Source organism: Sphingomonas sp. P4_D12 (assembly GCF_056401895.1).
This window is the reverse complement of record NZ_JBFUIL010000011.1, coordinates 116,997-129,484: the sequence shown is the minus strand read 5'-3', so window position 1 is coordinate 129,484 and position 12,488 is coordinate 116,997. Positions and strand designations below refer to the sequence as shown.

The 12,488-nt window shown below is 66.1% G+C and carries 16 protein-coding genes; 13 read left to right on the top strand and 3 right to left on the bottom strand.

Going from position 1 to position 12,488, the window contains the following annotated elements:
• The first annotated feature begins 88 nt into the window (after window positions 1-88).
• A complete protein-coding gene (locus AC1DSD_RS19600) occupies window positions 89-511 on the top strand; it encodes a nuclear transport factor 2 family protein (RefSeq protein ID WP_478032436.1) in 423 nt (140 codons plus the stop codon).
• On the opposite strand, the gene AC1DSD_RS19595 is transcribed toward AC1DSD_RS19600, so the two are convergent.
• The gene (locus tag AC1DSD_RS19595) at window positions 508-1,434 is read right to left on the bottom strand and encodes an ABC transporter ATP-binding protein (RefSeq protein ID WP_478032434.1); all 927 of its coding nucleotides are present in this window, start codon (window positions 1,432-1,434) and stop codon (window positions 508-510) included. The two genes, AC1DSD_RS19600 and AC1DSD_RS19595, sit on opposite strands and share 4 nt — an antisense overlap.
• An 86-nt stretch (window positions 1,435-1,520) precedes the next feature.
• Here AC1DSD_RS19595 and AC1DSD_RS19590 point away from each other — a divergent pair, with 86 nt between their 5' ends.
• On the top strand, window positions 1,521-2,090 hold the full coding sequence (locus AC1DSD_RS19590) for a hypothetical protein (protein ID WP_478032433.1): 570 nt from the start codon (window positions 1,521-1,523) through the stop codon (window positions 2,088-2,090).
• A gap of 32 nt (window positions 2,091-2,122) precedes the next feature.
• Here the strand turns inward: AC1DSD_RS19590 and AC1DSD_RS19585 are convergent, their stop codons facing one another.
• On the bottom strand, window positions 2,123-2,743 hold the full coding sequence (locus AC1DSD_RS19585) for a hypothetical protein (protein ID WP_478032431.1): 621 nt from the start codon (window positions 2,741-2,743) through the stop codon (window positions 2,123-2,125).
• Window positions 2,744-2,827: 84 nt separating this feature from the next.
• Here AC1DSD_RS19585 and AC1DSD_RS19580 point away from each other — a divergent pair, with 84 nt between their 5' ends.
• The 6 genes from AC1DSD_RS19580 to AC1DSD_RS19555 all read left to right on the top strand — a co-directional run bounded on the left by AC1DSD_RS19580 (window position 2,828) and on the right by AC1DSD_RS19555 (window position 7,072).
• Window positions 2,828-3,061, top strand: coding sequence for a zinc-finger domain-containing protein (locus AC1DSD_RS19580; protein WP_478032547.1), 234 nt, complete (start codon window positions 2,828-2,830; stop codon window positions 3,059-3,061).
• Between the two features lie 50 nt (window positions 3,062-3,111).
• Complete coding sequence (gene tldD, locus AC1DSD_RS19575; protein ID WP_478032430.1) at window positions 3,112-4,539, top strand: metalloprotease TldD; 1,428 nt, start codon at window positions 3,112-3,114, stop codon at window positions 4,537-4,539.
• Window positions 4,536-5,012 carry a hypothetical protein gene (locus AC1DSD_RS19570; protein WP_478032429.1) on the top strand — a complete coding sequence of 159 codons (477 nt, stop codon included), beginning with the start codon at window positions 4,536-4,538 and terminating at the stop codon, window positions 5,010-5,012. Before tldD ends, AC1DSD_RS19570 begins: the two co-directional genes overlap by 4 nt.
• Before the next feature lie 90 nt (window positions 5,013-5,102).
• A complete protein-coding gene (locus AC1DSD_RS19565; protein ID WP_478032428.1) occupies window positions 5,103-5,513 on the top strand; it encodes a CPBP family glutamic-type intramembrane protease in 411 nt (136 codons plus the stop codon).
• 90 nt (window positions 5,514-5,603) lie between these two features.
• The gene (locus AC1DSD_RS19560; RefSeq protein WP_478032427.1) at window positions 5,604-6,131 is read left to right on the top strand and encodes a dihydrofolate reductase family protein; all 528 of its coding nucleotides are present in this window, start codon (window positions 5,604-5,606) and stop codon (window positions 6,129-6,131) included.
• A complete protein-coding gene (locus tag AC1DSD_RS19555) occupies window positions 6,128-7,072 on the top strand; it encodes a DUF5996 family protein (RefSeq protein WP_478032426.1) in 945 nt (314 codons plus the stop codon). Before AC1DSD_RS19560 ends, AC1DSD_RS19555 begins: the two co-directional genes overlap by 4 nt.
• 33 nt (window positions 7,073-7,105) lie before the next feature.
• On the opposite strand, the gene AC1DSD_RS19550 is transcribed toward AC1DSD_RS19555, so the two are convergent.
• Entirely contained in the window at window positions 7,106-8,455 is a 1,350-nt protein-coding gene (locus AC1DSD_RS19550; protein WP_478032425.1) for a DUF1552 domain-containing protein, read from the bottom strand.
• 142 nt (window positions 8,456-8,597) lie between these two features.
• On the opposite strand from AC1DSD_RS19550, the gene AC1DSD_RS19545 reads away from it, so the two are divergent.
• The 5 genes from AC1DSD_RS19545 to AC1DSD_RS19525 all read left to right on the top strand — a co-directional run bounded on the left by AC1DSD_RS19545 (window position 8,598) and on the right by AC1DSD_RS19525 (window position 12,241).
• A complete protein-coding gene (locus tag AC1DSD_RS19545) occupies window positions 8,598-9,317 on the top strand; it encodes an AraC family transcriptional regulator (protein WP_478032424.1) in 720 nt (239 codons plus the stop codon).
• 157 nt (window positions 9,318-9,474) lie between these two features.
• A complete protein-coding gene (locus AC1DSD_RS19540; RefSeq protein ID WP_478032423.1) occupies window positions 9,475-10,056 on the top strand; it encodes a pyridoxamine 5'-phosphate oxidase family protein in 582 nt (193 codons plus the stop codon).
• Window positions 10,053-10,268 carry a putative signal transducing protein gene (locus AC1DSD_RS19535; protein ID WP_478032422.1) on the top strand — a complete coding sequence of 72 codons (216 nt, stop codon included), beginning with the start codon at window positions 10,053-10,055 and terminating at the stop codon, window positions 10,266-10,268. Before AC1DSD_RS19540 ends, AC1DSD_RS19535 begins: the two co-directional genes overlap by 4 nt.
• Before the next feature lie 142 nt (window positions 10,269-10,410).
• Entirely contained in the window at window positions 10,411-10,749 is a 339-nt protein-coding gene (locus AC1DSD_RS19530) for a P-II family nitrogen regulator (RefSeq protein ID WP_478032421.1), read from the top strand.
• Between the two features lie 13 nt (window positions 10,750-10,762).
• Window positions 10,763-12,241 carry an ammonium transporter gene (locus AC1DSD_RS19525; RefSeq protein ID WP_478032420.1) on the top strand — a complete coding sequence of 493 codons (1,479 nt, stop codon included), beginning with the start codon at window positions 10,763-10,765 and terminating at the stop codon, window positions 12,239-12,241.
• Window positions 12,242-12,488: the final 247 nt, after the last annotated feature.

The following is a 12,488-nucleotide window of genomic DNA, read 5'->3' as shown; positions in this document are numbered from 1 at the left end:
TCCGCTGCGGAATAAACCGGCCTAGTCGCGGAACGAGCGCTTTTGCAAATTCCGCCGCGTGATACAGTCGGCTGACAAGGAGAGGGTGATGGGGGATCCGGCACAGGAAGTGGAGCGCGCCGCGACTCGCTGGATGCAGGCATGGGTGACGCTTGACCGCGCGATACTCGAAGACAGCCTGGCTCAGGATTTCACCCTCACCGTTTCGGCTTTTCCAACGCGCCCGATGGCGCGGCAGACATGGCTGGCGACCTGCGACCGCTATCGCTGCTCGCGCTTCGCCTATCGCGACGTCCAGGTCCGCGCGATCGGAGAAGGCCTCGCGGTGATGTCCTCGATCGCCGAGCAGGAGGCGGAGCTCGATGGTCACGACCGGTCGGGCGCGTTCTGGCTGACCGACCTTTGGCGCCTTGAGAGCGACGGCGCATGGCGTGTCTTCGCGCGGTTCAGCAGCTATCCCGAGCCGGGTCGCGCCTCGGCCGACGCCCTCGCCGCCTTGCAAAACACTTAGGCCAGGTTCGACGCCCGTGTCAGATTGAGGAACACATCCTCCAGATCGGGCTCCTTGGTCGAGACGTCGATGATCGCGAACCCGTCCTTCTGCACCGCGTCGAGCACCTGCCCGGCATTGGCGAGATCCTTGCGATAGGTGATTTCGAGCACGCGATCGCCCTTCAGCTCGACCTTCTGGAAGCAGCTCGCCTGCGGCGCCGTCGCGATGTCGCGGTCGACGGTCACCGCGACGACCTTTTCCTGCGCCATGCCGATCAGGTCGCGGGTCGGCTCGTTGGCGATCACCTTGCCATGGTTGATGATCGCGATGCGGTCGCACAATTGCTCGGCTTCCTCGAGATAATGCGTCGTCAGTACGATCGTTACGCCGCGCTCGTTGAGCTGGCGGACATAAGCCCAGAGCTGCTGGCGGAGTTCGACGTCGACGCCGGCGGTTGGCTCGTCGAGGACAAGCACGGGCGGCGAATGGACCATCGCCTTGGCCACCATCAACCGGCGCTTCATGCCGCCCGACAAAGTGCGCGAATAAGCCTTGGCCTTGTCCTCGAGGTGCACCGCGCGGAGCAATTCCATCGAGATGCGCTTGTTCTTCGGCACGCCGTACAGGCCGGCAGTGATCTCCAGCGTCTCGAGCGGGGTGAAGAAGGGATCGAAGGTGATCTCCTGGTTGACGATCCCGATCGAATATTTGGCGTTGCGCGGATGCTCGTCGATATCGAAGCCCCAGATCTCCGCCTTGCCGCCGGTCTTGTTGACCAGCCCGGCGAGGATGTTGATCAAGGTCGACTTGCCCGCGCCATTCGGCCCGAGCAGCCCGAACACCGACCCGCGCGGCACCTCGAAGCTGACGCCGTCCAGGGCTTGCTTGCCCCCCGCATAGGTCTTGCAAAGCTGGTCGATTACGATCGCGGCGTCGGTCATAGCCGGGACTTAGGCGCGCGAACCCGCTCCGCCAAGCCTCGGCGCTGCTATGCCCGCGCAATCGTTGCGCCTAGAGCATTCCCAGAATGAGCGCCTTCGTCCTCGCCGACCCCGGCATCGCCATGGCATTGCTGACCGGGCGCAAGACCGAGATGCGCGTGCCGACGCACAGCCCGCTGGCCTCGGTCGCGCCCGGCGATCGCATCCAGGTGCGCGAGGCATGCATCCCGGCGCGGATCGTCGGCGGCAAGCTCCACGCGACCGGCCGTCGCCGCGCGGAGCTGGTGGTGTTCGCCGATGGCTGGCGACAATATCGCGACGGCCGCCACGATCGCGGGCGGCGCCCGACCGACAGCTACAGCCAGTGGATCGGCGCGATGTACATGCCGGACTGGGCAACCCGGCTGACGCTGGCAGTGGATTCCGTGCGGCTAGGGCGATTGCGCCAGATGACTCGAATGGAGGCGCGGGCGGAAGGCGCGATTCCCCTGCTTGCCGGCCTGCTGTGGCGCTGGCCCGGCTCGGTCGGAGGCCGATATCTCGACCCGCGCCACGCGTTTCAGGCGTATTGGGACATGCTTCATGCACCCGGCGATCGCTGGGCGGACGATCCGGACGTCGTGACGATCGGATTCCGAGTCGAACGTGAAGGGTAACCCAATTCCTCCCCGGCACGGGAAGGAATTATCTACTTCACCTCCGGCGCGACCAGCGCGGGAGCGATCGTCAGCGTCTGTTCGGTGGTGACCGACGTGCCGGCTACCTTGTCGGTCACGGTCGCGACCACGCGATAATCGCCGAACGGCCCTTCCGAATCGACGCCGTAACCGAGCGCACCATCGCCGATCATCGGTTTCTTGGCATCGGCCGGCGCGGCCTTGTTCCACACCACGACGCCTTTGTTATCCTCATTGACCGTGCCGTCGGGCCGATTGATCACGAAATCGGCGACGATGTCGCATTTGCCGTCGGCATCGGCCTTGCAGCCGCGGAAGATCAACATGGTGAAGAGCGGCTTGTCGGCGACCGTGCGGGTGGTTTCGTTCTTGGCGCCATCGCCAATCTTCCAGGCGGCGATGAAGGCGGCGGCGTCGGCCGCGGCGACCTGCATGACGCCGAACCCGTCCTTTTCCGCGATGTTGAGCGCCGGCGGCGGGAGTTTGGTCCTCGCCTTCGGCTTTGCTTTGGCCTTGGCGGCGGGCTTGCCCGGCGCCGGCTTGGCGGCGGACTTGGTCGCGGCTTGGGGAACGGCGGCGGCCGGGACCGCCACGATCAAAGCGGCGATCGCCGCAAGCTTTACAAGGATCATGGCCTTATCGTGCGTCGCGGGGTCGAGCTTGGCAAGGCAGCAGGAGAGATTGATGCGCCCGACGCGCCTTGCTATCGCGCCAGCATGATCGCACCGCCCGAAACCATCCGCGTCTCCCATCCCCGCGTCGCCTGCGACGGCGCGACCGACATTCCGGGCGGCGCAGCCCTGGGCCATCCGCGCGTGTTCCTGCAGATCGACGAGGCCGGCTATGTCGATTGCGGCTATTGCGACCGCCGCTTCGTGCTGATCGGCGGCCCGGCCGATGGCGCCGACCAGAGCGAACTTCCGGACCATCCGGCGGGGGCTTCACTTTAAGGCCAACGCAGCAGCGTGACACAGGCCAATGCCTGCCTATATTGGCCGGCATGACCAGCCCAGCCGACCCCCGCCAGTTCCTGTACCGTGACCAGCTCGACCCAGAAGAGGCCAAAAGGCTGACCGCGACAGCGCTCGACCATGCCGATGATGGTGAGCTCTATCTGCAATATGCGCGGTCCGAAGCGTTCGGGTTCGACGACGGGCGGCTGAAGACCGCGAGCTACGACACGCATTCGGGATTCGGCCTGCGCGCGGTGTCGGGCGAGACCACTGCCTTTGCCCATGCAAACGAGATCAGCGCGGCCGCCATCCTGCGCGCGTCGGAGACGATGGCGCTGATCGATCCGTCGACCGGCCCCAAGGCGCCGCCACCGCAGCACACCAATCGCCACCTCTATACCGATGCCGATCCGCTCGATTTGATCCCGTTCGCCGACAAGGTGAACCTGTGCCAGACGATCGACGCCGCCGCGCGCGCCCGCGATCCACGCGTCGCCCAGGTTTCGGTCGGGCTGTCGGGGTCGTGGAACGTGATCGAAGTGGTCCGTCCCGACGGTTTCACCGCAACCGATGTGCGCCCTTTGGTCCGCCTCAACGTCTCGATCGTGGTCGAGCATGACGGTCGGCGCGAGACCGGTACCTTCGGGATCGGCGGGCGCTATCTCTACGAGTCGCTGTTCGAGCCTGCGACCTGGAACCGCGCGATCGACGAGGCGCTGGCCCAGGCCCTGGTCAATCTCGACTCGGTCGCCGCGCCCGCTGGCGAGATGACCGTCTTGCTCGGGCCGGGCTGGCCGGGCGTGCTGCTCCACGAAGCGATCGGGCACGGGCTCGAAGGCGATTTCAACCGCAAGGGCACCAGCGCCTTTTCCGGCCGGATCGGCGAGCGCGTCGCGGCGCCGGGCGTCACCGTGGTCGACGACGGATCGATCAACGCACGGCGCGGATCGCTGTCGATCGACGACGAAGGCACGCCGACGCGCGAGAATATCCTGATCGAGGACGGCATCCTCAAGGGCTATATCCAGGACCGCCTCAACGCCCGGCTGATGGGCGTCGAGCCGACCGGCAACGGCCGCCGCGAATCGTTTGCGCACGCGCCGATGCCGCGCATGACCAACACCTTTATGAAAGGCGGCAAGGACGATCCCGCCGAACTGCTCAGCCGGGTCAAGAAAGGCATTTTCGCCAAGTCGTTCGGCGGCGGACAGGTCGACATCGTGTCGGGCAAGTTCGTGTTCAGTTGCACCGAGGCCTATCTGATCGAGAACGGCAAATTGGGCGCCCCGATCAAGGGTGCGACGCTGATCGGTGACGGGCCGAGCGTGCTGACCAAGGTGACCGGCATCGGCAACGACTTCGCGCTCGACGAAGGCGTCGGCATGTGCGGCAAGGGCGGGCAGAGCGTGCCGGCAGGCGTCGGCCAGCCGACCTTGCTGGTCTCCGGGCTGACCGTCGGCGGCACCGCGATGTGAGGATCGACGTCGCGACGATCCTGGACGCGCCTGCCGAGCGGGTGTGGGAAGAGGTCCGCAAGCCCGCGGCGCTCGACCATGTCGCCTCGCCGCTCCAGGCCTTCGTTCCGATCGATCCCGCCGTCCCGCCCGCGCGCTGGGAAACCGGCCGCTATCTCTACCGGCTGATGCTGTTCGGGCGCATCCCGATCGGCACGCAATATATCGGCATCGAATTTCCGCCCGATCGCGGCGACGGCGTGCTCAGGATGCGCGACAATGGCAGCGGCGACCGCATCCGCATGTGGGACCACATGATCGAGATCAGGCCACGCGCCGACGGCCGCACCGATTATCGCGACACGGTCGAGATCCACGCCGGGCTGGGCACCTTCACCGCCTGGCTGTTCGCGCTGGTCTTCTACCGCCATCGTCAGCGGCGCTGGCGCGCCCTGGCCGCGCGTGGCTTCGACTATGGAAATGGCGCGGCGTGATCGTCGAAGCGCGGCGCCGGTTGGGGAAGGCGCTGCGGCTACCCGATCGCGACGGCTGGTGGGGGGGCGTCGCTAATCGCGATGGGCGGGGTGGCGATCATCGCCACCGTCGCGATCGCCACCGGCCTCGCACGGTTCGACCCGATGCCGTTTGGCTGGACGTGGCTGCTTCAGGCTGCCTTGCTGGTCATCGTGCCGAGCCTGGGCGAGGAAATCCTGTTCCGCGGCCTGATCGTGCCGCCGCGCGACCGGCCGATGTCCATGCCGGCAGGAATCGGCGCCGTTGCCGCATTCATCCTCTGGCATCCCCTTCAGGCGGTGACGATCGGGCCGCCGTGGCGCGCAACCTTCCTCGACCCCGCCTTCCTGACCATCGTCGCGATATTGGGCACCACGTTGGTCTGGATGTATCGCCGGAGCGGCAGCATCTGGCCCGGCGTGATCGTGCATTGGCTGGTTGTGGCAGGATGGAAGCTGATCTTCGGCGGCCCGATCGGATGACCGCATCGGTCGGAGGGCTTACCGCGGATCGCGCGACACTGTACCCCCTGCCACATCAGGGATGGCGAGCACGGGGCAGCGGAGGTGACGATGACGGCATCGGTTTTTGTCGGCGCCAGCGTGGATGGGTTCATCGCGCGCGCCGATGGCGGGCTCGACTGGCTGCCCGCGGGCGGCGGCGAACCGCATGGCTATGACGAATTCATGGCCGGCGTCGACGCGATCGTGATCGGCCGCAACACGTTTGAGATCGTGCTCGGCTTCGATCCCTGGCCCTATGGCGACAAGCGCGTGGTCGTGCTGAGCAGTCGCCCGCTCGATTTGTCGGCGGTGCGCGGCGGCAGGGTCGAACAGAGGGCAGGCGATCCCGCCACGATCATCGCCGACCTCGCCGCGGACGGGGCTCCCAATCTCTATATCGACGGCGGGATCACGATCCAACGCTTCCTGCGCGCGGGCGTGATCGAGCGCCTCATCGTTACCCGCGTTCCGGTGCTGATCGGCGAGGGAATTCCGCTGTTCGGGTCGCTCGATCGCGACATCCACCTCAGCCACATTGCGACCCGCTCCTATCCGAGCGGGCTGGTGCAAAGCGAATACAGGATCGGCCAGCCATGAGCAGTGACGGAGACGACTGGCCGCAGCTCGATTGGCCCGCCTGGCGCGAGACCGCGATCGGGCTGCAATTGCGCGCGCAGATCGTCGGCAAGGTGCGGCTCGCGCTGACGCCGTGGCTCAACCATAGCTGGCACGTCCCTTTCTATCTGACCGCGCGCGGCTGGACGACCTCGGCGATCCCGTGCGGGAGCCGCATCCTGCAGGTCGACTTCGACTTGATCGGGGATGCGGTAGTGTTCGCGACCAGCGATGGCGCGACGCGGTCGATCGCATTGGCGGCAGGGACGATCGCCGATTTCCATCGCGAGGTCGTCGCGACGCTCGAGGCGCTGGGCGCCGCGTCGGATTTCGACGGCAGCCCGAGCGAGATGCCCGGCTATCCGCGCTTCGCCGAGGATCGCGAGCAGCGCCCGTATGACGCCGACGCCGCCCGCGATTTCTGGCGCGCGCTGATCCAGGTGCGCCGCGTGCTCTACCAATTCCGCACCGGCTTCCTCGGCAAGGCGAGCCCGATCCATCTGTTCTGGGGCAGCTTCGACCTCGCCGCGACGCGCTTTTCGGGCCGCGCCGCACCGAAACATCCCGGCGGCATGCCGGGCCTGCCCGATGACGTCGCCTGCGAGGCGTACAGCCATGAGGAAGCCAGCGTCGGCTTCTGGCCGGGCAGCGACGCCTTCCCGCACGCGGCTTTCTACGCTTATGCCTATCCCGAGCCCGCCGGCTATGCGGAGGCGCGAGTCGCACCCGAACAGGCCGCGTGGAACGCCGACATGCGCGAGTTCATCCTGCCCTACGCCGCGGTTCGCGCCGCGCCCGATCCCGACGCCGCGTTGCTCGCTTTCTGCCAATCGACCTATGACGCCGCCGCCGATCTGGCGGCGTGGGACCGCGATGCCCTCGAATGCCCGCTCGGCCACCCGCGGGTGCCGCGCATGGTCTGACCGGCCTGCATTTGTCGCCGTCCGCCGTCGGGATCAGACCGCCAGGACGCCGCCGCTATCGCCGACCCGCCTGACCGGCACATCGAGCAGGCCGAGCGTCGTCCGCAGCAGATTGGCGAAAGGTGTCCCGGGCGCGCAGACCATATGTCGCCCTCCCGCCAAGGCGCCGTCGGCGTGGCCCGCCAGGAAAACCGGCAGGAAGTCATGGGCGTGGACATGCGAATCGCCCATCGGGCTGCCGTAAAGCACCAGCGACCGATCGAGCAGGTTCGCTTCTCCGTCGCCGGTCCGTTCGAGACCCGCGATCAACTCGGCGACCCGGCCGACGTGGAACGCGTTCAGCCGCGCATAGGCGTCGATCCGCTCGGGCTCCTGGCGATGGTGCGAAGCCGCGTGGAATGGCGTCGTCACGCCGCTTTCTGGATAGACGCGCTGGCTGCGATCCAGCCCGAGCTTGATCGTCGCGACACGGGTCAGGTCGCTCGCAAACGCCAGCCGCACCAGATCGCCGAGAATGCGCACATGCTCGGAGAATGTAGGCGGATCGCCTGCCCCGCCGCTCGGATCGGCATGCGTCGCGATCTCGAAATCGCGAATCCGCCGCTCGAGATCGCGAATGTCGTCGAGATGCGCGATGAGCCGTTGGCGATCCTCGCCGCCGAGATCGCCTTGCAGCCGCCGCGCGGGATCGACCAGGGCATCGAGAATGCTGGCGTCGCTCGCGGCACCGCCGCGACCTGCGCCGAACAGCTTGGCGAACACCTTGCCCGGCGACACTTCCGGCAGGGCCGGCATATGCGCGTCGACCCAGCTGATCGCGTGGCGATAGGCGGGACTATAGCCTTGCGGCCAGGTCGGATCGGGCGGCTCGTTGAGGCTCTCGACGGTCAGTTCGAGCGAACCGACCCGCGTCTTGCCCCGGAGCGACCGCGCGAAGATCTGGTCGATCGAGGCGCCTGCATGGATCTTGCCTTCGGCGCTTCGTACCGGATGCGCGCCGGTCAGGAAGGCGGCGGACGAGCGCGCATGATCGACCCCATCGCCATCCTCGGCGGGCGACAGCGATCCGGCGGGCCGCAATTCGGTATTGCTGACGATCGTCACCTGCTCGCGAAACGGCGCCAGCGCCGCGAGGCTCGGCGTCAACGCGAACCCGCACCCGTCGGCGGCAGGCGACCAGAGATTGCGCGCGCGGCCATAAACGGTACTGCCCGCCGCGCCGTGCACCATCTCGATCGCGAGCAATCGCGGTTGCCTCGGCCGACCGCGCGCCGCCGCCGTCGCGCTGAGCGGGACCATGGCATGCAGGAACGGCAAGGCCACTGCCGCGCCCATCCCGCACAGCATGGTCCGGCGCGGCAATACGCCTCGAACAACCGACATCATCGACTCCTTCCGACGCGGTTCGTCGGCACCGGGGTGATGCTATGCTTTTCCATTCGGCAATCTTTCGATAAATCGACAATCGATGTCGAATGCTCGCCAATCGTCGCTCGGAGCCGAAAGAGCCGGACGGGAAGCGGCGGTGACGAGCTTCGCGCGGGATTATGCATCGGGCGACACGATCGCGACGCACGCGCACGACCGCGATCAATTGGTCTATGCCTCGTCGGGCGTCATGACCGTGCGCACCGCGGAAGGGACCTGGGTTACGCCGCCGCATCGCGCAGTCTGGATTCCCGCCGGTATCCCCCACGCCATTGTCATGTCGGGTCAGGTCGCCATGCGGACGCTCTATTTCCGGCCCGCCCGCATTCCTGGGCTGCCGCGCAAATGCTGCGTCGTCGGCGTCCCCAACCTCGTCAAGGAGCTCATCTTGCACGCCTGCGCGCATGGCGCCGACCGCCATGTCGGCGCGCTCCTCGCGCATCAATTGCGCGCCTTGCCGACGCTCGCACTCGAACTGCCGATGCCGTCCGACGTCAGGGCGCGGCGCGTGGCCGAACGGCTCGCCGTCGCGCCGGGCGCTGAAACCCGATTGGCATCCCTCTGCCGCGATGCGGGGGCGAGCCGTCGCACGATCGAGCGGCTCTTTCTGGCAGAAACGGGCCTGTCGCTCGGCCGCTGGCGCCAGCAATCGCGCTTGATGCACGCGGTTCGATCGCTCGGCGGCGGGGCGAGCGTCACCGCGGTCGCGCTCGATGCCGGCTACAGCACGCCGAGCGCGTTCACCGTCGCCTTTCACAAGGCGTTCGGGGCCACGCCGACGGCCTATTTCGCTGCGCCTGATCGCGGCACGCGCTAGAGGGGCCAGGGCGGAATCCCGTGCGCTCATCGGCCCGGCCGATCTGATGCGGCTGCCGCGAATGGTCTAGACCGTCACCCCAGCGAAAGCTGGGGTCTCATGCAATCATATGATACGGCTTGAGATCCCAGCTTTCGCTGGGATGACAGGATAGAGAATGGCCGAATTCTTCGATGCGCTGAGCGACCAGCATATCGCCTTCGTCGAGCGTCAGCCTGTGTTCTTCGTCGCCACCGCCGCGGCGGATGCGCGGGTCAATCTCAGCCCCAAGGGAATGGATTCGTTCCGCGTCCTGTCCCCCAATCGCGTCGCCTATCTCGACGTCCAGGGGTCGGGCAACGAGACCAATGCGCATCTGATCGCCGATGGGCGCATCACGATCATGTTCTGCGCGTTCGACAATCCCGCGCTGATCCTGCGCCTCTACGGCCACGGCCGCCCGGTGCTGCCGCAGGACGCCGACTGGAATGAGCATGCCCGGCCTTTCGACCTGCTCCCCGGCACGCGGCAGATCTTCGTCATCGAGATCGATCAGGTCCAGACCAGCTGCGGCTGGGGCGTCCCGCATATGAGCTTCGAGCGCGAGCGTGACACGCTGAGCAAATATCACCGCCAATATGGCGAGGAGGTGCGCCAGGCCAAATACGCGGTGCGGCTGAAGAGCATCGACGGCCTGCCGGTGCGAAATCCGACGATGGGACCGCCCCCGAACCAGCAGCAGGAACAACAACAGCAATGAGCCTGGTCGAACTCGGCGGCTATTCCTATCCGGAAGCGCATATCATCGTCGGTCGGCTTGAATCCGAAGGCATTCCGGCGATCGCCTTCGACGCCGGCACGCATATGGCGGAAGGGTCGTTCCGCCTGATCCCGGTGCGAGTGATGGTCGACGAAGACGATTTAGCGCTGGCGCAGCGGCTGCTTAAAGAATGGGCAGCCGACTCTGCCTGAAAAATAAGCACGTGTTCGCGGCTGCACAAATTTTAACGCCTCCGTAATATTTCATTGCGCGATTCCGCTTGTAAACACGTGGAATCGACTCTGGCACGCCCCTTGCGAGGCAGCATTCCGGGACAAAACGGAAAGGGGCGCGATGAAACTCGTCATTGCCATCATCAAACCGTTCAAGCTCGACGAGGTGCGCGAAGCACTGTCGGGCGTGGGCGTCGCGGGTATGACCGTGACCGAGGTGAAGGGGTTCGGCCGACAAAAGGGCCAGACCGAGATTTACCGCGGTGCCGAATACAGCACGAACATGGTGCCGAAGATCAAGATCGAGGTCGCCTGCGCCACCGACATGGCGGGCGCGGTGATCGAAGCGATCCAGGCATCCGCCAACACCGGCGCCATCGGCGACGGCAAGATCTTCGTGCTCGACGTCGGTCAGGCGGTGCGCATCCGCACCGGCGAAACCGATGACAGTGCTCTCTGAGATGGGGGGAATGATGAAACAATCGACCAAGATGCTGGCCGGATTGGGAGCCGTGGGCGTTGCTGCGCTGATGTGCCACCCGGCCTTTGCCCAGGCCGTGGCCGCTGCGCCCGCGCCTGCCGCCACACCGGTTATCGCCACGCCGTCGCTCGCCAATATGAACAAGGGCGACAATACCTGGATGCTGGTGTCGACCCTGCTGGTGCTGATGATGTCGGTACCCGGCCTGGCCTTGTTCTACGGCGGCCTGGTCCGCACCAAGAACATGCTGTCGGTGCTGACCCAGGTGCTGATGATCGTCTGCATGGTCGGCCTGATCTGGGTGTGCTGGGGCTATTCGGAGACGTTCACGACGTACAGCCCATTCGTCGGCAATCCCTTCACCAAATTGTTCCTGAAGGGCGTCGATGCCAATGCCGCCGCGGCGACCTTCTCGAACGGCGTCTATATTCCGGAACTGACCTATGTCCTGTTCCAGATGACGTTCGCGATGATCACCCCGGCCTTGTTCGTCGGATCGGTGGCGGAGCGGATCAAATTCTCGCCGCTGATGCTGTTCGTCGCGCTATGGGCGACCTTCATCTATTTCCCGATCGCGCACATGGTCTGGTATTGGGACGGGCCCGACGCCCTCGCTGCCGCCGCGCTCAAGGGCAAGGACGCGCTCGCCGCCGTCACCGGTGAATCGGGATATCTCTACAACAAGGGGGCGCTCGACTTCGCGGGCGGCACCGTCGTCCACATCAACGCCGGTATCACCGGCCTGGTGATGTGCCTGCTGCTCGGCAAGCGTCTCGGCTATCCGAACGAGCCGATGCCGCCGCACTCGCTGACCATGACCATGATCGGCGCGTCTTTGCTGTGGGTGGGCTGGTTCGGCTTCAACGCCGGTTCGAACCTCGAAGCGTCGTCGATCGCCTCGGTCGCCTTCATGAACACGATGATCGCCACCGCCGCTGCCGGCATGAGCTGGCTGCTGACCGAACAGATCGTGCGCGGCAAGCCGTCGTTGCTCGGTGCCGCCTCAGGTGTCGTCGCCGGCCTGGTCGCCGTCACCCCGGCCTCGGGTTATGCCGGCACGATGGGCTCGGTGATCCTCGGCCTGATGGTCTCGCCGATCTGCTTCTTCTTCGTCAGCTACGTGAAGTCGAAGTTCAAATATGACGACTCGCTCGACGTGTTCGGCGTCCACTGCATCGGCGGTATCACCGGCGCGCTGATGACCGGCATCCTCGCCAATCCGACGCTGGGTGGTCAGGGCGTTGCCGACTATACGACCAAGCCTGGCACGTTGATCGTGGCACCCTATGACTGGGTCGCCCAGTTGTGGATCCAGGCCCAGGCCGTCGGGCTCACGCTCGTCTGGTCGGGCGTTGGCGCCGCCATCCTCTACGTCATCATCGACAAGCTCTGGGGCTTCCGGGTCTCTGAAGAAGTCGAGCGCGAAGGCCTCGACATCGCCGAGCATGGCGAGCGGGCTTACCACTACTGACAAGATCGGGGCGCCGGKCGAACCCSGCGCCCCCACGATGTTCCTCCTGCGGACGACCTGGGCCGGTGACGAAAGTCGCCGGCCCTCTTTTCAAGCTTCAAATGCAAAAGCATTTGAAGCGCAGCCCCGGCGAAGGCCGGGGTCTCGTGCGCCAGGCAATGTCCTTCGTCACACCCGGGCTCGTCCCGGGGTCCACCGTGTCGCTCCGCCAACGGCCGATGGTGCGCGGGACGGTGGATGCCGGCAC

Coding starts and splice junctions, on each gene's coding strand:
- AC1DSD_RS19585 (WP_478032431.1), bottom strand. CDS start 2,743: ATGATCCTTGTAAAGCTTGCGGCGATCGCCGCTTTGATCGTGGCGGTC.
- AC1DSD_RS19525 (WP_478032420.1), top strand. CDS start 10,763: ATGAAACAATCGACCAAGATGCTGGCCGGATTGGGAGCCGTGGGCGTT.
- AC1DSD_RS19540 (WP_478032423.1), top strand. CDS start 9,475: ATGGCCGAATTCTTCGATGCGCTGAGCGACCAGCATATCGCCTTCGTC.
- AC1DSD_RS19550 (WP_478032425.1), bottom strand. CDS start 8,455: ATGTCGGTTGTTCGAGGCGTATTGCCGCGCCGGACCATGCTGTGCGGG.
- AC1DSD_RS19580 (WP_478032547.1), top strand. CDS start 2,828: ATGATCGCACCGCCCGAAACCATCCGCGTCTCCCATCCCCGCGTCGCC.
- tldD (WP_478032430.1), top strand. CDS start 3,112: ATGACCAGCCCAGCCGACCCCCGCCAGTTCCTGTACCGTGACCAGCTC.
- AC1DSD_RS19535 (WP_478032422.1), top strand. CDS start 10,053: ATGAGCCTGGTCGAACTCGGCGGCTATTCCTATCCGGAAGCGCATATC.
- AC1DSD_RS19590 (WP_478032433.1), top strand. CDS start 1,521: ATGAGCGCCTTCGTCCTCGCCGACCCCGGCATCGCCATGGCATTGCTG.
- AC1DSD_RS19555 (WP_478032426.1), top strand. CDS start 6,128: ATGAGCAGTGACGGAGACGACTGGCCGCAGCTCGATTGGCCCGCCTGG.
- AC1DSD_RS19560 (WP_478032427.1), top strand. CDS start 5,604: ATGACGGCATCGGTTTTTGTCGGCGCCAGCGTGGATGGGTTCATCGCG.
- AC1DSD_RS19595 (WP_478032434.1), bottom strand. CDS start 1,434: ATGACCGACGCCGCGATCGTAATCGACCAGCTTTGCAAGACCTATGCG.
- AC1DSD_RS19530 (WP_478032421.1), top strand. CDS start 10,411: ATGAAACTCGTCATTGCCATCATCAAACCGTTCAAGCTCGACGAGGTG.
- AC1DSD_RS19600 (WP_478032436.1), top strand. CDS start 89: ATGGGGGATCCGGCACAGGAAGTGGAGCGCGCCGCGACTCGCTGGATG.